The organism is uncultured Lacinutrix sp., assembly GCF_947500325.1.
Lineage (GTDB): Bacteria > Bacteroidota > Bacteroidia > Flavobacteriales > Flavobacteriaceae > Lacinutrix.
The window spans coordinates 65,440-90,553 of record NZ_CANMRQ010000013.1; the positions used below are offsets into that span (position 1 = coordinate 65,440).

A 25,114-nucleotide genomic window follows, 5' to 3' on the forward strand; every position below is an offset into this window, starting at 1 on the left:
GGTATAGCAAAAATGAAAATTGACTAAAATGAGTAGATTTTTAGATAAAATTTCACGAAATCGTTATAGGTTAGATTTATCAAAACTTAACGGCAGCAAATTAGCTAAAGAATTAGATTTTATAACTTTCCCTATTTCTCCCATAAAGTAAATCTCTATTGGTGTCTCTTGATTAATTTCATATTCAGCAATAGCCTGTCTACAAGCACCACACGGCGGTATAGGGTTTTCTGTTTTTTGTTTTTGAGAAGCTGCAGTTATAGCCATTTTTACAATTTTTACATTAGGATATTTTGCTCCTGCATAATAAATAGCTGTACGTTCTGCACATAACCCAGAAGGATAAGATGCATTTTCTTGGTTACTACCAGAGATTACTTCTCCATTCTCTAATAATAGAGCTGCTCCAACATTAAATTTCGAATAAGGCGCATAGGCTTTGTTTCTTACTTCTACAGCTTCGCTCATTAACTCTTGAATATCTTGAGGTAGATTTTCTACTGATTCATAAGCATAAAGTGTAGATTCTATTTTTATTTCTTTCATAAAACTATATTAATACTAATATATGAAACTATTTTAGACAAAAAAACTATTGCTTTTGGCAATAGTTTTTTGTGATTTTTTGTTTTTTCTTTATTTAGTACTCATCATAAGTATTAGCTCCTAGATTAAACGTTAAAGAAAAACGTAATGTACTCTCTAATGGGCTTGGTACTTTTGATGCAGAGAATAAATATGACAAATCAATATTCATCACATTATACTTAAAACCAGCACCTAATGCAAAAAACTTACGTGCTCCTTTTGTTTCATGTTCATTAAAGTATCCTGCTCTAAAAGCAAAAGAATCTTGATATAAATATTCTGCTCCAACTGCATAAGTAAACTCTTGTAACTCTTCTTTAAAACCACCTGGTGCATCTCCAAACGATTGAAATATACCTGAAATAAAACCTACTCCTTGATTTTCTTTTCCATCAATAATTACGCGATCATTTACTACTGCTCCTAAAGTATCTCCATCATCTGGATTATAAACACCATCTCCATTAGCATCTGTAAACTCTCTTTCTTTTCCAGTTACCGGAGGTGTAGGCACTAATAGTTTAGCAACTTCTGCTGTAACTGCTAATTTATTATACTGATCAAAAATAAAGTCAAATCCACCTCCCAAACGAAGCGTTGTTGGCTGAAAATTCTCTTGACCTCCTTGATCATATTTAAATGTTGGACCTAAATTTTGTAATGCAAAACCTAATCTAGTACGTCCATTAAAATCATTATAAGCTTCTTCTTCACTTTGATAAAAACCTGATATATCTACTCCAAAAGTACTTCCAGCAGTTGTATCGTTATCTCCAAAGTTTAATTTTAAATCTGAACGCAGGTATCTCATGGCTACAGACATTGCAAATTGATCACTTAATCTCAAGCCATAAGCTAAATCAATAGTTAACTCATTAGGTTTTTGAATCAAAGCTTCAGAAAATTCATCTTCTACAAACTCAATTTCACCTAAAGAAAAATATTTAAAACTAGCACTAAATGCGCTCTGTTCATTTATTCTATTAAAATAAGTGACATTTCCTAAAAATATATCTTTTACTAATTTACTTAAATAAGGTGTATAACTTATAGCAAATCCAGATTTAGCTGTTGAAAATACATATTTTGAAGAGTTCCATTGTTGAGAAAAGCCATCTACTGATGTAGCTACTCCCATATCTCCCATTGAAGCTGCCCTAGCATCTGGAGCTATTAATAAAAAAGGAACTCCGGTAGTAATAACTCTTGAGTCGTTATCAGCTATAACTGTGGTTTGTGCATTTAAATTAAGGGCTAAAAATGCAGTAAGTACTATTATTATTCTATTTTTCATATACTAATTTATTAAGCAAATATAATTTTTTATTACAGGATTACAAGTTTCTCTATTTTCTCTACCGTTTTATTCGTTGTAGGTGAATGTACCTTTAGTTTATAAACATAAGTTCCTTTACCTATTTTATCTCCAAAATCATCTCTTCCATCCCACACAATATCTCTAGAAGTAGAACTTGTAGATTTAGTACCAACACCAGTTGTTTGCCCATTTAATGTTCTCACTAACTTACCAGAAATAGTAAAAATTTGAACAGAAACATTTAATATTTCAGAGCTATTATGGTTAAACCAAAATTCTGTATAGTTAATAAATGGATTAGGATAGTTTAATACGTTTTCGATTACTAATGTTTCGTTTTCGTCAAATACTCTAAATTGAATTTCTGCAACTGATGAATTATTATAAACGTCCCAGGCTTTTAATTTTAAGGTATGCAGTCCTGGTTTTAAATCCCTAAACGGAAAACTTAAATTTCCTCTAGTATAATCGTCTAATTCCGTAACATAAAAATTATTTAAAACAAATGGATTAACTTCATCATCATCAATAATAGCAACAATATCATGTCCTATACCACTTGCAGTATTAATACCGTTTTCATCTTGGAGTTTAACTAATAAAGTTGGAGAATCGTTAGTAATTCCTCCAGAAGCAAAACTTTCATCATTCATATGCAAGACAATGTTTGGTCCTTGATTATCTTCTGCTGCATTTACATTAACACCTCCTATTTGAAGTGTATTTGTTGTTGCACCAGTTTGATCGCTTAAAGGGCTTTCTGTTGAGGCATAAAAACTTACTTTACCATAACCTACAGGTATTCCAATATCGCGTGGTACTATAAAATCAAATTCAAATTCACCATTTGTGACTGTAGATTGCCCTCTAAAAATAACAGGTCCTAAAGTTTCATAATCTAATTTAATTACTTGTCCACCTTCTGCTACATTATCATTACCCAATGTTTGGCGTTGTATTGGTTTATCGTATATGGTAGTAATCAATCTTCCGTTGTAGTTAGATAATACATTTCCGTTTATATCGGTTACTTCTCCAGCTAATTTTGCATAACTAAGCGCTTCTAAAACCTCTGTATTTCCAACAACAGGAGAATCATTAATTCTTGTTAGTCTAACATTAGGTTCAGGAATAGCTAATTTCATAGCTGGGTCTCCTATAAAAAACACTAACTCTTTTTGAGCATTTATTAATGGATCATTTTTAGTTAATCTAAGTGCCTCAGCCATTGTAGGATATTCAAAATCACTAAAATTATCTGTATCATTATAAGAAAACAGATACTCATCCAATTTCTTATTGAATGTTACTCCTACACTTACAAAAATCTCTCTTGTTGTAGTAATTAAAGCAATGGCACCTGCATTTTTATTCCAATAAGTAAGTTCTCCTGCCGTTTCCCTCAAAGGGTTATCAAATCTTGTAAAATCACAAGTAATAGTAACAAACGTTGTTAATTTACAATCGTTTCTTAAATTTGGCGCATCAGATTTTTCATAAATTCTTTCGAAGGCAAACCCATCTTCTCCTCCGTGACCAAAATAATTAACAACTAAAGCACCATCATCAATAGCATCAATAATAGCTGTTCTAACATCTGGATAACGATCACCTCCAGCTGATGCTTGTTGTTGAAATGAATCTGAATGTATTTTTACTGGATTAAAAAATGGTTTTTCATCTGAAAGTGTATCTGCTATTTCATCGGTAGTTTCTTGCAATATTTGTTCCCATGCTTCATCAATATCATCAGAAACAAATAGTACATTATTTCTCCAGCTTCCATAGGCTTCTTTGTCATAATACAACTGAACTTTATCTACCATTTCCTTAGCTCTTTGTGGAGAATCTGCAAGAATTCTTCCAACGGCTATATCTAATTTATCTGTACTATTTGAATTATCTAAATCACCTTCATCTGGGTCCATAAAACCATAAAAATCATCAGAAATGAATGAATTAGTATAATTAAAACTGCTGTAGGCATTCCACAATGGTAGATTGTAAGTATTAGAAGATAATCTTCCTTTATAATCAAAAGAGGTATCTCCAAATAAACATAAATACTTTATCCTATTGTCTGGTGTACTTGCATTATCATATATATATTTTACTGCATTTCTAATAGCTGAAATATCTCTATTACCTGTACTAAACTCATTATATATAGACTCTGCTGTTAAAACTCTTACAGTTAAATTATTTTGAACTCTGTTAATTTGAGCTAATCTTTCTGCTTGATTTAAATGTGATTTCGGCGTAACAATAAGGTAATCTATATCTTCAAAATTACCTTGAGCGCTATTAAATATTGTACCTTTTATATTTTGATTTGCAACTCTAGTATTTGATGGCACTATTGGTGTTTTAAACCCAGAATTACCAATAGCAACATATGTTTTTAAAGCCCCTAGTGTAGATTTATAACTAAACGTAGCTGATCCATCATTAATTTTATTCGTTACATTAACATTATCCGTTACATTCCAAACTTCTAATAAATTACCTGCATTAGTTATAGTATATTCTCCAACTCCAGAAGCTTGAGCTGTCTCATTATTTTTAAACTCTAATGGAATACTATTAAAAACTAGTAATCGTGTTGCTTCAATTGAAAGATAATCTATATAACCTGCTCCACTTGGCACGCCTAGGTTATCATAATTTAGTTGTACGGTAACATTATCATTTGCAACTGGTACTACTCCTACATATTCTACTTCAGAAACCACATTAGGATCAACAACTCCAGGTATAACAAGTGTTGTTAGCGCATTTCCATTAGCATTAACCTGCATATTTACAGTATTCCCAGATGTAGTAGCAGCTATAAGCTTAATATTTATTGGTGTGGTAGTATCTATACTTGGAAAATTAAAATCGAAATTTTTAGATGTTTCAATATCAAATTTATCCCCAAACCATCTACGTCCTACCAATCCTAAACTAAATTCATCTACTTCATGATATTTATAATCTTGAAACTTATTAATAGATAAAGTTACTGGATCTGTAGGCTCTTGAAAAGGTTGAATACGTCTACCTAATCCAGAACCAAAAGAAATATAATAAAACGCATTATCAATATAAGGATTCAAATTAGTATTAATTGTAGGTACTTCTACTCTTCCTTTTGGACCAATCCCGTAAAACAATATATAATCACTATCGTTTAACACTCCATCTTCCTCGCCAATTACTTTAATTGCATTTTCAATTGGATCTAGAGGATAGTTTGCATTATTAAGAAAAGGTAACATTTGTCCTCCATTACCATAAATTTTAATGGTTCTAGGGTCAATATTAGCTGTATTGATTCCTAATTGACTTAAAAATGATTTAGACAATTTATAAACACCTGTTTCATTAATAGCAAATCTATACCATGAACCAGAATTTAATACAGAGTTTGTTATTGGTGGGTTTCTATTAAAAGACACTCTATTTTGTGAAACATTGTAATTAATAGTAAAAGATGTTATTCTTTTATATACATTATTGTTTTTAATAATGGCAGAGACACTTAATGCTGCATAATTTTTATCTCTATCAATCGCATTTTTAAGTTCTACTTTTATAGTATTAGGAATAGTAGACAGGTCTAAATTTTTAAGCTGATCTTTAGATATCGTAGCATAAGATACATTAGATATAGAAACACTCTGTTCATTAATCTTAGTATCAATACTCCATTGTGAAACAAATTGCAATCCATCCTTAAGAGAAAATTTAAAATTCTCTTTAGAAGCAAAAGCAGGAACTTGAATATCATATATTCCAGCCTGAAAGGTTTTAACCCCATCCCAATTAAGGCTAAACTTTTTTTGCTGAGAAAAAACTGTAGCACAAGCTAGCATAGTAATTACAAATAGTATCTTTTTCATTGCTTTTAATAACGAAGTTATTTCATTGTTATTATTGGTATCTTAATTTTTTCTTAAAAAGAGTTCAAAATTACAATAATAAATTAAAAAAAGGCACGTTATACAGTTTCAAAACAGAGATGATGCTAAAAAAAACCATCGATGTAATGTAAATAAACAGGATGAAATGCAATTTTTTTTAATCAATTTTCGAAAAATAACTTGTAAAGTTGGCTTTAATTCTTATATTGCGTCACCAAAAATAAAATTTATTTTACTTAAACGTATGAATATGAAAAAAGTAATTTTATCAAGGATTCTAATGACAATAGCGGTTTCGCTTACCTTGGTTAGTTGTGGTCGATCTGGAGGAGGTTCTAATACTGATAGTGCTACCGGTTGGGACATAAACTCTAAAGATGGAGGTTTCCAATACAACACTAAATTTAAAGAACAAGAAACACCTCCTGGAACTGTATTTGTTGAAGGTGGAACTTTTACAATGGGTCGTGTTCAAGATGATGTTATGCATGATTGGAATAACACACCTAATCAACAACATATTCAATCGTTCTATATGGATGAAACTGAAGTTACCAATCAAAATTACTTAATGTATATAGATTGGATAAAAGAAATTTATCCTCCAGAGGATGAAAATTTCCGTAAGATTTATGATGGTGTTGTTCCTGATACATTAGTATGGAGAAATCGTTTAGGTTATAATGAGGTAATGACAAACAACTATTTACGTCATCCAGGGTATGGACAATATCCAGTAGTTGGTGTTAGTTGGATTCAAGCTGTTGAATATGCAAACTGGAGATCGGATAGAGTTCAAGAAATGGCGCTTCAAAGAGAAGGTTATTTAAAACAAGATAGCCATTTAGAAGCTACTGCTGATGCTAACTTTAATACAGATACATATATAAATACACCAACGCAAACTTTTGGTGGAAATGAAGATATAATTAGAGGAGGTAAATTAAAACCTCAATTAGATAAAGAAGGAAACGAAATAAATGTTTTTGCTTCTAGACAAACAGGAGTTATCTCTCCTAAATATAGACTACCAACAGAAGCTGAGTGGGAATATGCTGCTTTAGGTTTATCTGAATTAAGAAGTTATAATGTATATAGAGGACGTAAAAAATATCCTTGGGATGGACAATATACTCGTTCAGGCAAGCGTAAAGTTCGTGGTGATCAATTAGCTAACTTTAAGCAAGGTAAAGGAGATTATGGTGGTATTGCTGGATGGTCTGATGATGGTGCAGATATTACTGCTCAAGTAAAATCTTATGAGCCTAATGATTATGGTTTATATGATATGGCTGGTAACGTTGCTGAATGGGTTGCTGATGTTTACAGACCTATTGTAGATGATGAATTTAACGATTTCAATTATTACCGTGGAAATGTTTATACTAAGAATGTTCTTAATGAAGATGGTACAGTAAAAATTGTTACTACTGATGAGATTGTATACGATACTTTACCTAACGGAAAAGTTATTGCTCGAGATTTACCAGGAGAAATTGCAACTCAACCTGTAGATGAAAATGAGACGTATTTAAGAACAAACTTTGACAGAAGTGATAACCGTAACTTTAGAGATGGAGACAAACAATCTTCTCGTCTATATGACGAAGGATTTGATGATGAAGTTGAATCTGAAGAAACTGCAACAACTACACGTAAAATGTATAATTCACCTAATCACAGTATAGAATACGATTCTACTGGAACTATGATTAGAGAATGGGATAAATCGAACAAAAGAACATCTCTTATTAACGATGAAGTTCGTGTATACAAAGGAGGTTCTTGGAGAGATAGAGAATATTGGTTAGATCCAGCACAAAGACGCTATTTCCCGCAAAATATGGCTACAGACTATATTGGATTTAGATGTGCTATGTCTAGAGTAGGTTCTAAATCAAAAAATAAAAACAAAACTAAAAACTAATACTTTTAGTCTTAAATTATTTAAAAGTCCTAACAATTTAGTTAGGACTTTTTTTATATTTTTATTTCATGAAAATAAACTACATTCATTCTCTTTTTTTGGACTGTAATAGTATTAGTACTGATACTAGAAAAGTTTCGCAAAACAATTTATTCTTTGCCTTAAAAGGTGATAATTTTAATGGCAATAAGTTTGCAAAAATGGCTCTAGAAAAAGGAGCTAAATATGCAATTGTTGATGAAGCAGAATATAATACTTCTTCTCAAACCATACTAGTTGATGATAGTCTTGCAACTTTACAAGCTCTAGCTACTTATCATCGTAATTACTTAAATACTCCCATAATAGCCTTAACAGGTAGTAATGGAAAAACGACTACTAAAGAACTTATTAATGCTACGCTATCTCAAAAATATAATACTACAGCAACTGTTGGTAATTTAAATAATCATATTGGAGTACCTCTAACCATTTTATCTATGACCAAAGAAACAGAAATTGGTATCGTAGAAATGGGAGCTAATCACTTAAAAGAAATTGAATTTTTATGCGAAATAGCAAAACCTGACTTTGGTTATATTACCAATTTTGGGAAAGCCCATTTAGAAGGTTTTGGAGGTATTGAAGGTGTTATAAAAGGTAAAAGCGAGCTTTATAAATTCCTCATGGATAACGACAAGCATATTTTTTTAAATGCTGATGATAATTTACAAAAGGAAAAGCTTAATGCTTACACGAAAAAAATTGGATTTAGTAAAACAGATGAAAATTATTACAATATAATTTCCACAAACGCAAACCCTTTTGTTTCTCTTAAAGCTGATAATGTTGTTATAAATTCTAATTTAATTGGAGAGTACAACTTTACAAATATTTGTGCAGCAGTAATTATTGCTAAACATTTTAATGTAGATATTAATTCTATAAAAAAAGGTATTGAAAACTATGTCCCAACTAATAATCGCTCTCAAATTATTACAAAGTCTACTAATAAAATTATTTTAGATGCTTACAATGCTAATCCTAGTAGTATGAAAGCAGCTCTTTCTAATTTCGAAAATTTGTCTGACAGTAGTAAAATTGTAATACTTGGAGATATGTTTGAGCTTGGTTCTTCTTCAGAAGAAGAACACCAAGAGATTAGTAACCTAATAGAAAAATTAAACATTCAACAAGCCATATTAGTTGGTGAACACTTCTATAAGAGCACGAGCAATTTAGATTATATTAAGCGTTATGAGTCTTTTGAAGATTTAAAAGAAGTATTTGATTCTAATTCTTATAAAAATGCAACGATTCTTATTAAAGGTTCTAGAGGTATGGCTTTAGAGCGTATTTTAGATTTGCTTTAAAAATGATTTAAAAGCTTTCCAATAGCCATCTACACCTTCAGTAGTAATCCATAATGCTCTTGAACCATGTATCCCTTTTTCTTTAGGTTTATAATGTACTAGTTTTTCTTTATTGACTTTACTCATCATCTCCTCTAATGCTTTGGTTTCATTATTAGATGCAGTAACAAAAACTGGTTTTGACAATGTTTTTATAGATTCTTGAATATTCATTCCTTTAAAATATTCGCCTGGGCTAAATGCTGCAACTGCATTAATTTTATCATTTTTATTGGCTATTAAAAGTGCTAAAGTTGCAGAATAAGAACTTCCTACTAATAGTATTTCTTTATTACCATTATTTATATAAGTATAGTCTATTGCAGCTTCTATATCTTGTCTAGCATCTAAAAAAGCTGTTCCCAGATCTTTAGATTTAGCTAACTTAGCAGTTTCATTAACTATATCATTTGCAATATTACCAGAACGCTGATCTATAGCCATTACAGAATAACCTAATTCATTTAATTTAACAGCAGTATCTTTATATTCACCTCTACTAAATCCAGCTTGATGGCATAATAGTATAGATACTGGTTTATTATTTACTTTATAAACATCTGCAGTAATTGTTAATCCATCTTTAGACGGAAAAGTAATAGTTTCTTTTAAAGTTTTCTTTTCTACAACTTCAATCTCGTTCTTAACAATTTGCTCTTTTTTTTTATCTGTTTTACAAGCTATAATAAGACTTAAAAATAAAACGCATAACACTATTTTTCTCATTGTGACTATTTTAAATTAAAGATAAAAAATAAAACATAACCAGCTACATAAGTAGCTGGTTACTTTATCTTTACTTATATAAAATAAAGACATTCCTTTGCGTGTTTATCACTTTTTGGTTGTGATTATTTAATACGAGAAAATCCATTAAACTCGAAAAAAAGCTTCAGTATTACTACTGAAGCTTGAATACAAAGGTTAATATAAGACTAAATCTATTTTTAATTATCTCCAGAAAAACTCCAATTACTTCCATTTGCAGTAATTCCTACTGATAGTTCTGTCCCTCCATTTATAGAAACACCTTCTGAACTATTACCAGTAGTAGCAGATGTAAAATTGCCATTTGAGGAAATGAATCTAAAACCAGTTAACTCGGGTACGCCATCACTAAATGTAATTTTATAAACTTTATCTCCTGTAGCTACTATTGTTGCTGTTCCGTTTGTATTTTCTATTGGAACTGTTGCAGATGGTGTTTGGTATGCTAATGTTCCTGTATATGTATTAATAACAGATGCTGGCAATGTTACATAAGTAACGCCTTGCGGTTCGGAATTATCGTCATCTTTACTACATGAAAAAGATAATAATAAGGTTAATATTAATACTGTTTTTACTACTGTTGAAAATTGTGTTTTTAAAGTTTTCATTGTTTTGAATTTTTAAGTTAATACTTTGGATTAATTTTTATTCAAAACTAAAGGGTATTCAAATTGAATTTTAGAAGATGTGGCTTAATGCCATATTAAAGCGGACGAATTACTATATGTTGTTGCTAAACGTTTTTTAAGATTTATACAATGTTTATTTTTTTATACAATTGAGCCTTAAAAGTTCTCCCAACAGGTACCGTATAACCTTTTATATCTATAGTTTGATCAGATTCGTATAACGAATCTACTTTCTTCCAATTAATAATATAAGAACGATGTGTTTGAATAAACATTTCGGAATTAAGTAATTTATGTAATCCTAAAATAGAATTCCTAACTGAATATTTTTTTCCTTCATCTGTTACAATAGTGCAGTAGTTTTTAGTATCTGTATGCGCAAAGAGTATAGAAGATATTAGAACTTTAATTAGTTTATTTCCGTTTTTAATAAACAATTCATCAACACTCGAGGTAACTTCAAAATCTTGAACATTAGAAGTTTTACTTTCAGCTATTAAAAGTGCTGCTCTTAAATCTTTTTCATTTATTGGTTTCGTTAAATATGCAATTGGAGAAACTTCTGCAGCTTCTATAATAACATCTTTTCCTTTTTCTGAAGATGTAAAAATAATAGGAATATTATGAGACTCCACTAAACGCTTTGCTAAAGCGACTCCTGCTTGTTTACCGTTTAAATGAATATCCATTAAAACTACTTCTGGTTGTAATTCTCCTATTTGTTCTTGAGCTTCAAAAGGGTCATCACTAGTACCTATAACGTCATACTCTAATGTTTCTAATGTAATTAAAATATCTTCTAATTGAAAGACTTCATCTTCTACTACGTATACTGTCATTTTTTAAGCTGAAATGGAATTACTATCTACAATATCTTTTGATGTTTCTAAAATAGGAAAACTTAAATCAAAACGGGTTCCTATTTGTAATTTAGATGATACTGAAATTTTCCCCTTTTGCATAGTTACAAATCTATGTACTAAATTCAAGCCAATTCCTGTGCCCTTTTCTCCTTGCGTTCCTATTGCCGAATTATTTCCTTCAAATTGAAATAATTGAGCCTGTTGATTTTCACTCATTCCTACTCCTGTATCACTTACTGAACATTTTAAAATATTAAACTCTTTTTCAAATTCAATTTTTATCGTTCCGTTTTCAGTATATTTTAAAGCATTTCCTATGAGATTTCTAAAAATAATATGAAACGCTCCTTTATCAAAAAGAATACTATGGTCTTTAGTGTAAATTAATTCAAGATTAGTCTCCTTATCTTTAGAGTGCTGTCTGAAGTTTGAGATCAAGTTTTCAAACTCTTTCTTTAAAGACAACTCTTCTACTTTAAAAACATAACCATTCATTTGTACTAAAGACCAGTTTAATAAATTATCTAACATATTAGATAAGTTATTAGAATTGTTTTGCAACTCGTTAGACAATACTTTAACTCGATCGTAATTCTTTTTATTTACATGATGACTTAGCACTTTTCCTGCACGTTGAAAAGGAATTAACATACCTCTTAGATCATGAGCTATGATTGAAAAAAGCCTGTTTTTAATTCCATTTACTTTATTTAAACTATTATTTGCATTTGACAATTCTCGTTTTTGTTTTTTTAACTTACTGTTAATCCAAAAACCAAAGACTAAACCAGAAGCTAACAATCCTGCCAATAATAAAAACATATTCTGTCTTGATTTAGCTCTTTGTGTTAAAAGCTCTTGCTCTCTTCTTTCTTTATCAAGTGCAATTATTTTTAATTCTTTACCTTGGGTATCATATTTTTTTTCTAATTCTGCTATTTTAGTGTTGGATTCTACAGAACTAATTGAATCTCTTAAAGCATAGTATGACAAATAATTATTTAATGATTGCTCATAATCTTCTGTTGCTTTATAATATTTTCCTTTCGCCAAAAACACCTCGCTTTTATCATCTATTGTAGGTGCATATTCGTTATTTACAACAACTTCTAATACATTTAAATATTTATATGCTTTTTTATATTTTTTTTTAATTAAGTTAAGATTAAACAAAGCACGTGCAGCATTTCGCTTTATATGCGGGATATTACTATTCTTGGCTATAAGATATGCACCATCATAATAATTTTTAGCTGTTTCATAGTCTTTATATTGATTAAGGTAAAAATGACCTATTTCTAAATCTATTTGAGCTTCGCGTTCAGACATTTTAAGATTTTGAGCTATGCGCTTTGCCGAATCCAAATGCTTAATAGTCTTATCATATAACTTCTCTTTAGTATAGCTTTTAGAAATCATAGCATGACTAAAAAGTAATATGAATTGATTTTCAGATTTTTTTGAGCTTTCTATACTTTTCTTTAAATATTTTTTAGCCAAAAGTTTATTATTATTTTCAGAATAAATATACCCTAGCATATAATAAGTAACATCTACATCTAAAACGCCTTGTCTTTCTTTTAATTCTAAAGCTTTTATAAAAGATGATGTTGCTTTTTCGAATTTACTGTCATTATAATATTGTATCCCTAAATTATGATACAAATTGGGCAAAGTTATTGTATCATTAATTTTATGAGCTAAATCTATAGATTTGTTCATAAAACGATAAGATTCTTCAGTTTCACCTTTAAGACCTTTTAATCTACTTAATTGCCCATAATAGTCGACACTATATTTACTGTCATTATATTTTTCATAGTAAAATTTTGCTTTTTCTATAGATACTTCTGCTTTTTCAATATCCTCAATATCCATATAAAAACCTGCTTGAGAAATATATACTGCAATAAGAATTTCTTTGTTTTTAATAGACTCACCAATTTCTATGGCCTTATTGTAATAAAATAGAGAGGAATCTCTACTGGAAGTATAAAAAGTTTTAGCTATGTGCTTGTAAATCTCTACTTTTTGAGAGTTTGACACTTTATTAATATATGATTTACTATAATTAATTATAGAGTCATTTGTTGTTATATCACTTAGACCTTTCTTCCAGTCTTGATATATTAAATCTTGTGTATAAGCTACACTTACAAAAAAAAGTAGAATTAATACTAGTGTTCTTTTCAAAATAACATATTTACTAACAACTAAAATACAAAATTCGTATTTGGTTTAGTTAATCATTTATTAGTTTAAAAATCATTAATCCCGTAAAAAATAACATTAAACCACGTAATTATACCAAACAACCTCAAACAAAATTATCATCTCAGTTTTCAAAATACTTTTACAGTAAGTAATTAAATGTATTACTATTAATTAAATCCAAAATATTATGAAAACAGTTACATTAAATCAAACAAAGCTAATAATTACTACTGTTATTTTATTAAGTGCCTTAACAACAAAAGCATTTAACATAAGTCTAGTACAAGTAAACTCCCAGTTACCTTCTTTTTTAATTGGTACCTATAACGGTAGTTTAATGACAAATAACACCATGAAAAACAATGGTAGTTGTACCATAAAACGGAGCAGAAACTCAAGCTATATCTTTACTTTTAGTAATGGTATTCAATCTATTAGAAATATAAAATTTTCAAAAGATGATGACACCTATACTTCTTCTTTTATATATAAAGGAAAAACATTTGCTGTTATAGTTGATGAAGATGGAGACTTAGTAATTAACTCAACTTCCGGCTATTCAAATATTTTAAGCTTTAGCGGAGCAATAGATATTAGTCATAATAGCCAAAATAACACCTCTATAATTTCTAGCAATGGAGAGCAATCTATAGCAACAGATAGTAATAGTGTTTTTGTACAAAATGGCAACCAAACCATTAGAAACAATAACACAGTTGAATTACACAATGAAACCCAAGGTATAAGAGCAACTAATGATAGTGTTAATATAAATAATGGCAATGTTAACATTAGTACTAACAGTACTGGAGTAAGCATTAATGGTAGTATTAATATTGGACATCACCAACCTAATGTACAAGTAGAGATTTGTTATGGTTGGACAAATTGTTCTATATCTAATTGTTCACATGAAAATACATCTCAACATTATTATGAATGCGGTTCACATGAAATTTCACAATTACCAAAACATGCTATAGGTTTTTACAAAGGCAAATTAAATGGCTATAGAACCGATACTAAAAAAGGCATCTGCAAAATAGTAGAAACTGGTTGTAAAACTTACAGATTAGATTTTAGCAACAACCTTCCATCTATTCATGGTGTACAATTTGGGAGAATAAACAATTTTGAAGAATATACTTCAGTCGTTATAGAAGGGCAATATTCAGCTGCTATTGAAATAGACATGACTTTTAAAGACTTGAGTATTGACGGAGAAATTATGGCCATCGATTTTGATGGCGACAAACAATAAATTTTTAAAACAATTAATTATAAATCCAAATATTAAAAACAAGTAACATTATGAAAAAATTATTTTTAACATTAATAATAGCTTTTAGCATTACAATATCATCAAAGGCTCAAGAAGGCTTTTCGGCTCAAGCAGGACTTTCTTTAGTAAATACATCTGTAGAAGTTATGGGGGCAAGCGCATCAGAATCTGAAATCGGTTTTTATGCTGGTGCCGGCTATCAATTTGATTTGAGTGATAAAATAGCTTTACAACCTTCATTACTTTTTAGTCTAGTAAAAGATTTAAACTCATTGTATGTCCCAGTAATGGTTAAATATAATATTACAGATAAGTTTAATATACAAGCTGGTCCACAAATAAATTACTTGTTAGAAGATATAGATAAAGGTGCTTTTGGTATTGATGTATCTGCTGGATTAGGTTATTTAATTTCTGATAAATTATATGCTCAAGCTAGATACGGGTTACAAGTATCTAGAACTATAGATAATTATGACATAAACACATTACATATAGGAATTGGTTATAATTTTTAATTGATTAACTAAATATTATAACTAAAAACCCCAATGCTATTTCACATTGGGGTTTTATCTATAACTTATATTTTAAATATTTCTCAATAAAAAAATCCTCACTTATTAAGTGAGGATTTTTATGTGGGCGCGAAGGGATTCGAACCCCTGACCCCTTGGGTGTAAACCAAGTGCTCTGAACCAACTGAGCTACGCGCCCTAATTATTAGGTGTGCAAATATACATGAGATTTTGAATTCACAAAAGGTTTTTTGAAAAAATTTTCAAATAATTTCTGAGACAACAAAAGTACTACCTCCAATATATATCACATCTTTTTTATCTGCTAAATCTAAAGCTGTTTTATACGCTTCATTTACAGAATCATAAGCTTCTCCTTTGAAGCCTTTATCTATAAAATAATCTTTAAGGTCTTTAGCTTTCTTACCTCTTGGAATATTTGGTTTGCAAAAATAATATGTACATTTTTTAGGTAATATATCTATTATTGAATCTAAATCCTTGTCATTTACTACTCCAAATACAATATGCAAACGATAATACTCTTCTTTTAAAAGTTGTTTAATCGTATAAATTAAACCCTCTTTATTATGAGCTGTATCTGCTATTACTTTAGGATTGTCTTGAATTATTTGCCAACGCCCTAAAAGTTTAGTGTTTTTCACAACATTTATTAACCCTTTTTTTAAATCATTATTTGAGATATTATACTCTTGAAGCCTTAATTCTTTAATAGTTTGAATAACTGTTTTAATGTTTTTAGATTGGTAACTCCCTAATAAGTCACTCTTATACATCTCTTTTTCTACTTGATCTGCAAAAACTAACTTAGATTGTTTTTCACCAGCAATTTTTTTAAAAACAGCTTGAGTTTCTTCTTGGGTTTCTCCTATTATTATTGGAATACTATCTTTAATAATACCTCCTTTTTCTTTTGCAATAGCAACTAAAGTATTACCCAAGAATTGGGTATGATCAATTCCTATATTAGTAATAACTGAAACTTCTGGTGTTATAATATTAGTTGAGTCTAGTCTACCTCCTAAACCAACTTCTATAATTGCGATATCAACTCTTTTCTTGGCAAAATATTCGAATGCCATACCAACAGTCATTTCAAAGAAAGAAAGGTTATTTTCTTCAAAAAAAAATTTATTCCTCTTTATAAAATTAATAACATATTGTTTACTAATCTCTTTTCCATTAATTTTTATACGTTCTCTAAAATCTTTTAAATGCGGAGACGTATAGAGACCAACATTGTATCCTGCTTCTTGAAGTATTGAAGATAGCATATGACTTGTGGAACCTTTACCATTAGTTCCCCCTACATGAACAGATTTAAATTTAGTTTCTGGATTACCTAGATGATTGGCTAATAAAATAGTATTAGATAAATCTACCTTATATGCGCTTTTTCCTTGTTTTTGATACATAGGAAGTTGAGAAAACATCCAATTTACGGTATCATTATATGTCATTTCTATTGACCTAATTTAAAGTCTATACTTACAAAACCTATTTGTCTAGTTGGTGCTTTAGAATCTGCCGGCCATTTTCCAGACAATGCTATCTGTTTTGCTGGTTCTAAAAGGCAAGATGCTGTATTTTCAGTCCCTTTTACTCCTGGTTCTGCTTTCACTACTTTACCACTTCTATCTACTTCAATTCTAACTACAACTAAACCAGACTCGTTACATTTTTGTTTTATTTCTTTAAAGCGTCCGCGCCCGCGTCCATTTAATCCAGAGCCAACACCTCCATTTCCTGTTCCTGAATCTCCAAAATAACTTGGTGCATATGGATTACCATTTAGCTGTCCTTTATCTCCATTTTGAGTATCGTTTCCTTCACTTCCAGAAGCTTCACCATCTGTATTATTCATACCGCCCATCATAGCATCTAGCTCTGCTTTTTTCTTAGCTTCTTCTGCTTTCTTTTTTGCTTCGGCATCTGCTTTAGCTTTTGCTATTCTATCTGCCTTGGCTTTAGCTTCTGCCTCTGCTCTTTCTTTAGCTTTTTTTGCTTCTTTAGCTTTTTTTATTGCAATCGCTTCTTCAGATTCTTGAGTTAAAACATCTTCTTTTACAGCTTCAGATGTAGCAGCTTGCTCTGATACTTCTTCACTTTCTTTAGCTTCAGTAGGTTCAGAATTAGCTTCTTGCAGTTGCTTATTTATATTTAAATCTTTTGATTTTACTGGCTTATCTGGCTGAACATTACCACTGCCTACTGCAGAATTACCAAAATTAACAGCTACTCCATACTCTTCTGGTGGATCTTGATACGTTTGTCCAACTACAAAACACAGTAATACTAAAATCAAAACTATTAAAGTTGTGATTTTTGCTGAATTACGCTCGTGTTTTGTTTCTAAATATTTCATCTTATTGTGACTTCACTGCCAATGTTGACTTAATCTTATTGTGACTTCACTGCCAATGTTGACTTAATCTTATTTCTATTTGCTATATCCATTATATAAACTACATTCTTCATCTCCACACTCTCATCTGATCGTATTGTTATACTCTCTGTTCCAGATGCTCCTACTTTTGCTAACACTTCTGCTTCTAATCTATCCTTAGAAACCTGTTTCATATCTACAAAATACTCATTCTTCTTGTTTACACTTACATTTACGTTTTTTGTCTGTGTCGTCTTACTTGACGATTTTGGCAATAGTAAATCTATTGCTTCGGCTGAAACCAATGTAGACGCAATCATAAAAAAGATAAGCAATAAGAATACAATATCGGTCATAGATGACATATTGAATTCTGGTGTTACTTTATTTCTTCCGCGTAGATTCATATATCAAATATTAAATTGGTTCATTTAAAAGATCTAAGAAATCTAACGAATTAGCTTCCATTTGATACACAACCTTATCTGTTCTTACTACTAAATGATTATAGGCTATATAGGCTACAATACCAACTATTAAGCCTCCTACTGTAGTTGTCATGGCTGTATATAATCCATCGGCTAATGTTTTTATATCTATTGATCCTCCCGAATTTGCAATCTCAAATATTGATAATATCATACCAATTACTGTTCCAAGAAAGCCTATCATGGGTGCCGCACCAGATATTGTCGCTAAAACACTTACGTTTTTCTCTAGTCTATAAACCTCTAATCGTCCTGCGTTTTCTATTGCTGTATTTATATCTTCTAATGGTTTGCCTATTCTTGAAATACCTTTGCTTATTAATCTAGATACTGGCGTATTAGATTGTGAACATAAGTTTTGTGCTGAATCTATTTTACCGTCACTAACATAATCTCTAATTTGATTCATGAAATTAGAATCTACCTTTGAGGCATCTTTAACTGCTAATATGCGCTCAAAATAAATATATAAGGCTACTATAAATAAAACGAATAATAGGGCAATAATTATAATACCTGCTGTACCGCCTGTTGTTATAAGTTCTACTATTGAGAGTGTCTTCTCTACTGATTCGCCTTCTATTAATGCATCTGCATCTTGAGCTGTGTCTTGTATTAATGTACTTAACATATTATGGTTTTTGTTGGGGTTATATAACGTTAATATTAGTATAAATGTTTTAAAAAGTGTCTTTTTAAGTAAAAAGTTAATCTGCTTTAACATTAAGAGGCAAGAAATAACGAACTGTAACGGGCTTACCTTGTTGCATTCCTGGTTTCATTTTAGGCAATAGATTAGCAACTCGTTTAGCTTCCTCTGCTAATTTTGGGTCTGGCGCTTTAACTCTAATACCAACGACATTTCCTGTTTGGTTTATTTTAAAAGAAACTCCCATTTTTTGTATTCCAGAAAGTCCTAAATCTGATGCTAAGCTTTTATTAAAATTCTCGCCAAGAAATTTCTTAATTTTTTCATTCATACATTTTTTCTTGGCATTATTATCGCCTCCTTCACAACCTGGATAAATTGGCACATTTTCAATTAAAGCAAAAGAGACTTCTCCAGATCCTTGACTTTTCTTTTTTGCGGCCGCTGCTGCAGCTGCTTTTTTTGCTGCGGCATCAGCTTTAGCTTTTGCAGCCTTGGCTTTAGCTATTCTATCTGCTTCTGCTTTTTTTGCTTCGGCTACAGCTCTAGCTTTTGCTTCCTTTGCTTCTCTATCTGCTTTTGCCTTTGCTTCGGCTGCTTTTTTAGCTGCAGCAGCTTTTTCAGCTTTTTCTTTTGCTTCTTTTTCTAATTTTTCTAATCTCTCTTTTGCTTCTTTAGCTTCTTTTTCATTTTTAATTTTAAGCGCTTCTTCTGCCTGTTGCGCTAATATTTTTTCTGCAGCGGCAGCTTCTTCTGCGGCAGCAGCTTCAGCGGCGGCAGCCTCTGCAGCTTCTTGTTCTGCTGCGGCTTCTTCTGCAGCAGCTTCCTCAGCCGCTGCTTCTGCGGCTTCCAGTTCTTCAGTAGCTGCCTCAATCTCTTCTTCTACATTATCTTCTTCTACATTATCTTCTGATTCTATTTCTTCCGATTCAGACTCTGTTTCTTCAAATTCCTCAAAACTATCTGGTTCTACACTATCATTAACAGCACTAGCATTACCAAAGTTAATAGCTACTCCATATTCTTCTGGTTCTTCTTTATAATCTTGACCGACAACAAAACAGAGTAATACTAAAATAATGACTATTAAAGTTGTAATTTTTGCTGAATTACGCTCGTGTTTTGTTTCTAAATACTTCATCTTATTGTGACTTTACTGCCAATGTTGACTTAATCTTATTTCTATTTGCTATATCCATTATATAAACTACATTCTTCATCTCCACACTCTCATCTGATCGTATTGTTATACTCTCTGTTCCAGATGCTCCTACTTTTGCTAACACTTCTGCTTCTAATCTATCCTTAGAAACCTGTTTCATATCTACAAAATACTCATTCTTCTTGTTTACACTTACATTTACGTTTTTTGTCTGTGTCGTCTTACTTGACGATTTTGGCAATAATAAATCTATTGCTTCGGCTGAAACCAATGTAGACGCAATCATAAAAAAGATAAGCAATAAGAATACAATATCGGTCATAGATGACATATTGAATTCTGGTGTTACTTTATTTCTTCCGCGTAGATTCATATATCAAATATTAAATTGGTTCATTTAAAAGATCTAAGAAATCTAACGAATTAGCTTCCATTTGATACACAACCTTGTCTGTTTTTACTACTAAATGATTATAGGCTATATAGGCTACAATACCAACTATTAAGCCTCCTACTGTTGTTGTCATGGCTGTATATAATCCATCGGCTAATGTTTTTATATCTATTGATCCTCCCGAATTTGCAATCTCAAATATTGATAATATCATACCAATTACTGTTCCAAGAAAGCCTATCATGGGTGCCGCACCTGATATTGTTGCTAAAACACTTACGTTTTTCTCTAGTCTATAAACTTCTAATCGGCCTGCGTTTTCTATTGCTGTATTTATATCTTCTAATGGTTTGCCTATTCTTGAAATACCTTTGCTTATTAATCTAGATACTGGCGTATTAGATTGTGAACATAAGTTTTGTGCTGAATCTATTTTACCATCACTAACATAATCTCTAATTTGATTCATGAAATTAGAATCTACCTTTGAGGCATCTTTTACTGCTAATATGCGCTCAAAATAAATATATAAGGCTACTATAAATAAAACGAATAATAGGGCTATAATTATAATACCTGCTGTGCCGCCTGTTGTTATAAGTTCTACTATTGAGAGTGTCTTCTCTACTGATTCGCCTTCTAATAATGCATCTGCATCTTGAGCTGTGTCTTGTATTAATGTACTTAACATATTATGGTTTTTGTTGGTTTAATATAACGCTAATATTTTATTTAGCGTATGTTAAAATAATGTTCTAGTAAATAAAAATGCTACTGCACCTGCTAAGAAACCTGCTAATGCTAACCATGATATCTTTTTAAGGTACCAGAAAAAATCTATTTTCTCCATTCCCATAGCCACAACACCTGCTGCAGATCCAATAATTAACATACTTCCACCAGTACCTGCTGAGTAAGCTATAAAATGCCATAATTGGTCATCCATACTTTCCGTAAACATACCTAAACTTGCTGCTACCAATGGTACATTATCAATTACTGCAGATCCTACACCAAGTAATAAAACAACCAAATCAGACACTTCTGTGCCAGCCATTTCAGTTCCCATTAAAGGTACTGATTCTTTTAAAGTTGATGCAAAACCAAATAGTGTTCCTAAAGATTCTAAAGCAGCTACAGCCATTAAGATTCCTAAAAAGAATAAAATACTTGGTAATTCTATTTTTGATAATGAATGATGTACAGGACTATGGTGCGCATGTGCTTCACTAGTTTCATCATCTATTTCTGTTAAACTAAATTTTGAAGAGCTATAGATTTCTGCAAATATAGCCACAACTCCAAGAGAAAGCATCATACCTACGTAAGGTGGTAAATGTGTAATAACTTTAAAAATTGGAACAAATATTATTGCTCCTAAACCTAAATACAGCATTGTCCCACTAAACCTACTTTTTGGTTTATCGTCTTCAGCTTCAACTTCTAGATTTCCTTTAAAGGCTGGTAAAAATGATGCTATAAAAGCTGGTACAATCATACAAACCAACGATGGTAAAAATAAATAACCAAACAAGTACCCTGTAGAAACCTTATTTCCAATCCATAACATAGTAGTTGTTACATCTCCTATAGGTGAAAATGCTCCACCTGCATTAGCTGCAATAATTATTAAACCTGCATACCAAATACGTACGCTTCTATCTTTAACGATTTTTTGAAGAATAGAAATTAGAACTATAGTAGCAGTTAGGTTATCTATTATCGCAGAAAGTACAAAAGCTAAACCACAAAAAATCCATAGTATTTTTGATTTCTTTTTAGTTTTGATAAAACTCTTTATTGTTGAAAAACCATCAAAATAATCTATAATTTCAACAATGGTCATTGCTCCTAATAAAAACACTAATATCTCTGCGGTCTTACCTAAATGATGCAATAATGTTTCTTCCATTAAATGCATTTTATCTTCATGGCCTAATGCTGGAAAATTTTCAACTAAAGCATGCTTAGCAGAGTCAAACCAAGAAGGAAATGAATCTATACCTAAAGATATTAATGCCCAGCTTATAGCCATCATGACTAAAGCAGGAATCAACTTATCTATTTTTATACTATGCTCTAATGTAATGGCTAAATAACCAAAGACAAAGACAAGAATAATTACTGTTTCCATATGTTATACTAGTTGTTTTAATGCAATTTCAAAAGCCGTTTTACTTATCTCACTCTTACTAGAGTTTCTATTGTAAACGTTTTGAATTGCTTGTTTTATAATATTAGATGTATCATTAAAAATTGCTTCATCAGTCATTTGCACTTTACGTTCCATAAAATATGCAAAAACTCTTGCCATTCCACAATTAGAAATAAAATCTGGAATCAAACTTACTTTTTCATCTGTATGTTCCATAATACTTCCAAAGAAAATTTCTTTATCGGCAAAAGGTACGTTAGCACCACAAGAAATAACTTCTAATCCTGTATTTATCATTTGACTTATTTGATCTTGAGTAATCAATCTAGAAGCTGCACATGGTGCAAAAATTTCTGTTTGCAAAGACCATATACGCTCATTCATTTCAGCAAATGGAACCATATTATCTGTAGCTAAAGTGTTTCCATTTTTAGTTAAAAAGAAATTAGTGATTTCTTCAAAAGAAAATCCATTTTCATTAATAACACCACCAGATATATCAATAATACCAACAACTTTAGCGCCCATTTGTGCTAAATAAAAAGCAGCCGCAGAACCTACATTTCCAAACCCTTGAACTACAGCTCGTTTTCCAACAACACTTCCTCCATAAATTTCATAATAATGTTTTACTGCTTCTGCAACTCCATAACCAGTAATCATATCTGCAACAGTATATTTCCTTGTTACATCTGGCGAATAACCTGGGTTTTCTATTACTTTTATTACGCCTTGTCTTAATTGACCAATTCTATTTATTTTATCTGCTTCTGTTGGTTTAAAATGCCCATTAAAAACGCCCTCTTGTGGATGCCATACGCCAGAGCTTTCTGTAATAGGAATAACCTCGTGGATTTCATCAACATTTAAGTCTCCTCCAGTACCATAATAACTTTTTAATAATGGAGAAACAGCTTTATACCAACGTTCTAAAACTCCTTTTTTTCTTGGATCTTTAGGGTCAAAATTTATACCTGATTTCGCGCCTCCTATTGCTGGGCCAGAAACGGTAAACTTAACTTCCATTGTTTTTGCAAGTGATAAAACCTCATTCATGTCAAGGCCTTTTCGCATTCTTGTTCCGCCTCCTGCAGCTCCACCTCTAAGCGAGTTTATAACTGTCCAGCCTTCAGCATCTGTTTCAGAATCTTTCCAGTTAAAGACTATTTCGGGTTCTTTATTTTCGTATTTTTTTAGTAACTCTTTCATTTAGTTAGTTTTGAATCTTTTAAACTTTAATAATTAGGTCTGTGGTGTTTGAAAGAAGTGTAGCTAAAGTTGATTCATTTCTTGATAGTTAAATTTTAATTTAACAAATATAAAAAACTAAAAACGATAAAGTTAAAATTATTAAAATTTTAAAATTGAAAAACGACACCTGAAGAATGATCTTTTTTTGCTCCTGTGACGCTAGCCAAACAATTGTTCTCATTTCGTAATTTTAAAACTCCTAAAAAACCAAAAATTAATGCTTCTTTATATTCTATAATGTCTTTAGAAGGTATTTTTATTTCATTATTAGTTAAATCTTTTATTCTAGAAATTAAAAAACTATTAAAAACGCCACCTCCAGTAGCTAAAACTGAAGCATGCGACTTTTGATTTATTATAGTGGCAATTTGTATGGCACTATGTTCAACAAAAGTTCTCAATATATCTTTTGTGCTAAGGTCATAAGAATCAATTAAAGGGAAAACCGCTTTATTAACCCATTCTAAACCTAACGATTTTGGATAACCTTCTTTATAAAACTGAATATCATTTAACACATTCAATAAATCACTATTTATTTCTCCTTGGGAAGCTAAACTCCCTTTATCATCGTACTCTAAACCTAGTTTCGAAATATATTTATTAAGCACAATATTTACTGGACAAATATCAAAAGCTATCCTTTTTTTATTTATTTGAGTTGAAATATTTGCAAACCCTCCTAAATTTAAACAATAATCATAATTTTCAAATAACAATTCATCTCCTATAGGTACCAAAGGTGCACCTTGACCTCCAAACTCAACATCTTGAACTCTAAAATCACAAACAACATTTAAATTCAATTTCTCTGCAAGAATACTTAAATTTCCAATTTGGTATGTTAATGCGTCCTCGGGTTTATGTAAAGCTGTATGCCCATGGGAACATACAGCATCAATATTTTTGACATTATTTTTTGAAATGAATTGAGCAATTAAATCTGCTAGGTAATTAGTATATTCAAAATCAAGATTTCTTAATTCTTCTTTTGAATATGCTACTAAGTTTTTTAATTGTCTTAGCCATTCATCAGTATAAGAAATGGTTTCAGCTATATTTATTTTAAAGGACCATTTATCATTAAAATTAAAAGTAACTAGTGCTAAATCAATTCCATCTAATGAAGTGCCAGACATTACTCCAATAACATTATATTCCTTTTTTACCATATAAAGTAAAAATAGGAATATCTATTGAAA

The 25,114-nt window shown here is 30.8% G+C and carries 21 protein-coding genes and 1 tRNA gene; 4 read left to right on the forward strand and 18 right to left on the reverse strand.

What is annotated here, in order from left to right; genetic code table 11:
• Positions 1 to 63: 63 nt before the first annotated feature.
• From cdd to porU, 3 genes are all read right to left on the reverse strand, one after another.
• Positions 64 to 546, reverse strand: coding sequence for a cytidine deaminase (gene cdd, locus Q0997_RS14540; RefSeq protein ID WP_299890081.1), 483 nt, complete (start codon positions 544 to 546; stop codon positions 64 to 66).
• A 94-nt stretch (positions 547 to 640) separates the two neighbouring features.
• Positions 641 to 1,882 (reverse strand): type IX secretion system outer membrane channel protein PorV, encoded by a 1,242-nt coding sequence (gene porV / locus Q0997_RS14545; protein ID WP_299890083.1) that lies wholly within the window; start codon positions 1,880 to 1,882, stop codon positions 641 to 643.
• Positions 1,883 to 1,914: 32 nt separating this feature from the next.
• Positions 1,915 to 5,790 (reverse strand): type IX secretion system sortase PorU, encoded by a 3,876-nt coding sequence (gene porU, locus Q0997_RS14550; protein ID WP_299890085.1) that lies wholly within the window; start codon positions 5,788 to 5,790, stop codon positions 1,915 to 1,917.
• 265 nt (positions 5,791 to 6,055) lie between these two features.
• Between porU and gldJ the strand changes: the two genes are divergently transcribed.
• Together gldJ and murF are read left to right on the forward strand one after the other, a co-directional pair.
• Positions 6,056 to 7,738: a gliding motility lipoprotein GldJ gene (gldJ, locus tag Q0997_RS14555; RefSeq protein ID WP_299890087.1), complete on the forward strand. Its 1,683-nt coding sequence runs from the start codon at positions 6,056 to 6,058 to the stop codon at positions 7,736 to 7,738.
• 68 nt (positions 7,739 to 7,806) lie between these two features.
• Positions 7,807 to 9,090, forward strand: coding sequence for a UDP-N-acetylmuramoyl-tripeptide--D-alanyl-D-alanine ligase (gene murF, locus Q0997_RS14560; RefSeq protein WP_299890089.1), 1,284 nt, complete (start codon positions 7,807 to 7,809; stop codon positions 9,088 to 9,090).
• On the opposite strand, the gene Q0997_RS14565 is transcribed toward murF, so the two are convergent.
• The 4 genes from Q0997_RS14565 to Q0997_RS14580 form a co-directional block, all read right to left on the reverse strand.
• On the reverse strand, positions 9,076 to 9,855 hold the full coding sequence (locus Q0997_RS14565; protein ID WP_299890091.1) for a dienelactone hydrolase family protein: 780 nt from the start codon (positions 9,853 to 9,855) through the stop codon (positions 9,076 to 9,078). The genes murF and Q0997_RS14565 overlap by 15 nt on opposite strands.
• Positions 9,856 to 10,076: 221 nt before the next feature.
• Positions 10,077 to 10,508, reverse strand: coding sequence for a hypothetical protein (locus tag Q0997_RS14570; protein ID WP_299890092.1), 432 nt, complete (start codon positions 10,506 to 10,508; stop codon positions 10,077 to 10,079).
• A 143-nt stretch (positions 10,509 to 10,651) separates the two neighbouring features.
• A complete protein-coding gene (locus Q0997_RS14575) occupies positions 10,652 to 11,368 on the reverse strand; it encodes a LytTR family DNA-binding domain-containing protein (protein WP_299890093.1) in 717 nt (238 codons plus the stop codon).
• A gap of 3 nt (positions 11,369 to 11,371) precedes the next feature.
• A complete protein-coding gene (locus Q0997_RS14580; RefSeq protein ID WP_299890094.1) occupies positions 11,372 to 13,585 on the reverse strand; it encodes a HAMP domain-containing sensor histidine kinase in 2,214 nt (737 codons plus the stop codon).
• A gap of 208 nt (positions 13,586 to 13,793) precedes the next feature.
• On the opposite strand from Q0997_RS14580, the gene Q0997_RS14585 reads away from it, so the two are divergent.
• Positions 13,794 to 14,867, forward strand: a complete 1,074-nt coding sequence (locus Q0997_RS14585; RefSeq protein ID WP_299890095.1) for a hypothetical protein — start codon at positions 13,794 to 13,796, stop codon at positions 14,865 to 14,867.
• 50 nt (positions 14,868 to 14,917) lie between these two features.
• Positions 14,918 to 15,406 (forward strand): outer membrane beta-barrel protein, encoded by a 489-nt coding sequence (locus Q0997_RS14590; protein ID WP_299890096.1) that lies wholly within the window; start codon positions 14,918 to 14,920, stop codon positions 15,404 to 15,406.
• A 124-nt stretch (positions 15,407 to 15,530) separates the two neighbouring features.
• Here the strand turns inward: Q0997_RS14590 and Q0997_RS14595 are convergent.
• The 11 genes from Q0997_RS14595 to Q0997_RS14645 all read right to left on the reverse strand — a co-directional run bounded on the left by Q0997_RS14595 (position 15,531) and on the right by Q0997_RS14645 (position 25,084).
• Positions 15,531 to 15,605, reverse strand: a tRNA-Val gene (locus Q0997_RS14595).
• Between the two features lie 64 nt (positions 15,606 to 15,669).
• The gene (locus tag Q0997_RS14600; RefSeq protein WP_299890097.1) at positions 15,670 to 16,887 is read right to left on the reverse strand and encodes a folylpolyglutamate synthase/dihydrofolate synthase family protein; all 1,218 of its coding nucleotides are present in this window, start codon (positions 16,885 to 16,887) and stop codon (positions 15,670 to 15,672) included.
• 2 nt (positions 16,888 to 16,889) lie between these two features.
• A complete protein-coding gene (locus Q0997_RS14605) occupies positions 16,890 to 17,792 on the reverse strand; it encodes an energy transducer TonB (RefSeq protein ID WP_299890098.1) in 903 nt (300 codons plus the stop codon).
• A 35-nt stretch (positions 17,793 to 17,827) separates the two neighbouring features.
• Complete coding sequence (locus Q0997_RS14610; protein WP_299890099.1) at positions 17,828 to 18,220, reverse strand: biopolymer transporter ExbD; 393 nt, start codon at positions 18,218 to 18,220, stop codon at positions 17,828 to 17,830.
• A 10-nt stretch (positions 18,221 to 18,230) separates the two neighbouring features.
• Positions 18,231 to 18,932 (reverse strand): MotA/TolQ/ExbB proton channel family protein, encoded by a 702-nt coding sequence (locus tag Q0997_RS14615; protein ID WP_299890100.1) that lies wholly within the window; start codon positions 18,930 to 18,932, stop codon positions 18,231 to 18,233.
• A 76-nt stretch (positions 18,933 to 19,008) separates the two neighbouring features.
• Positions 19,009 to 20,091: an energy transducer TonB gene (locus Q0997_RS14620; RefSeq protein ID WP_299890101.1), complete on the reverse strand. Its 1,083-nt coding sequence runs from the start codon at positions 20,089 to 20,091 to the stop codon at positions 19,009 to 19,011.
• Between the two features lies 1 nt (position 20,092).
• Positions 20,093 to 20,485: a biopolymer transporter ExbD gene (locus Q0997_RS14625; protein ID WP_299890099.1), complete on the reverse strand. Its 393-nt coding sequence runs from the start codon at positions 20,483 to 20,485 to the stop codon at positions 20,093 to 20,095.
• A 10-nt stretch (positions 20,486 to 20,495) separates the two neighbouring features.
• Positions 20,496 to 21,197: a MotA/TolQ/ExbB proton channel family protein gene (locus Q0997_RS14630; RefSeq protein WP_299890102.1), complete on the reverse strand. Its 702-nt coding sequence runs from the start codon at positions 21,195 to 21,197 to the stop codon at positions 20,496 to 20,498.
• A gap of 51 nt (positions 21,198 to 21,248) precedes the next feature.
• Positions 21,249 to 22,640, reverse strand: a complete 1,392-nt coding sequence (nhaD, locus tag Q0997_RS14635) for a sodium:proton antiporter NhaD (protein WP_299890103.1) — start codon at positions 22,638 to 22,640, stop codon at positions 21,249 to 21,251.
• Positions 22,641 to 22,643: 3 nt separating this feature from the next.
• Positions 22,644 to 23,870 (reverse strand): Glu/Leu/Phe/Val dehydrogenase dimerization domain-containing protein, encoded by a 1,227-nt coding sequence (locus tag Q0997_RS14640; RefSeq protein WP_299890104.1) that lies wholly within the window; start codon positions 23,868 to 23,870, stop codon positions 22,644 to 22,646.
• A 149-nt stretch (positions 23,871 to 24,019) separates the two neighbouring features.
• Positions 24,020 to 25,084, reverse strand: a complete 1,065-nt coding sequence (locus Q0997_RS14645; protein ID WP_299890105.1) for an anhydro-N-acetylmuramic acid kinase — start codon at positions 25,082 to 25,084, stop codon at positions 24,020 to 24,022.
• Positions 25,085 to 25,114 lie beyond the last annotated feature (30 nt).